Annotated in this window: 1 protein-coding gene; it reads left to right on the top strand. The window is 72.6% G+C overall.

The features are described from left to right. Positions 1–716: VOC family protein (locus DEIPI_RS27835; protein WP_211238226.1), on the top strand; the 716-nt coding region annotated here is incomplete at both ends.

The raw sequence follows: 716 nt of genomic DNA, 5'->3' as shown, positions 1-716 counted from the left end.
CCGCGCGCGGCGGCTGGCTGGCGCGCCTCTCCGAGATGAACCTCGACTTCCGCGAGGGCTCGCGCTTCGGCTCGCCCGTCCTGAGCTTCGAGGACCCCGACGGCCTCACCATCGAGCTCGTCTTCGAGGACGGCGCGGACGTGCCGCACCCCTGGCGCAACGACTTCGTGCCCGCCGCGCTGAGCCCCCGGGGCTTCCACTCCGTGACGATCTGGGCGTCGCGCGGCGACACCCTCGAGCGCCTGCTCGTCCAGAACCTCGGCTTCACGCGGGTGGGCAGCGAACCCGACCCCGAGGGCGAGCGCGTCCGCTACCGCGGCGACTCCGACGGCGTGGGCCTCTACGTGGACGTCGTGCTGCGCCCGAACGGTCGCCGGGGCACCTTCGGCGCGGGCAGCGTGCACCACGTCGCCCTGCGCACCCGCGACGACGCGGAGCAGGAGGAGTACCGCAGGGCCCTCACGCTCGCCGGGTACGGCGTGACGCCCGTGCAGGACCGCCAGTACTTCCACAGCATCTACTTCCGCGACGTGTCGGGCGTGCTCTTCGAGATCGCCACGGACGCGCCCGGCTTCCCCTACGACGAGCCCGTCGCGGAACTCGGAAGCCACCTCAAGCTGCCCGACTGGTACGAGCCGCGCAGGGAGGCCATCGAGGCGCACGTGGTGCCCATCGTCAACCCCGAGTACGGCGTCACCATCGGCGGGCGCGAGACG

Origin of the sequence: Deinococcus pimensis DSM 21231, assembly GCF_000519345.1 — a bacterium.
GTDB lineage: Bacteria > Deinococcota > Deinococci > Deinococcales > Deinococcaceae > Deinococcus_A > Deinococcus_A pimensis.
The sequence above is the reverse complement of the archived record's forward strand: the minus strand, read 5'-3'. Positions and strand labels throughout refer to the sequence as shown.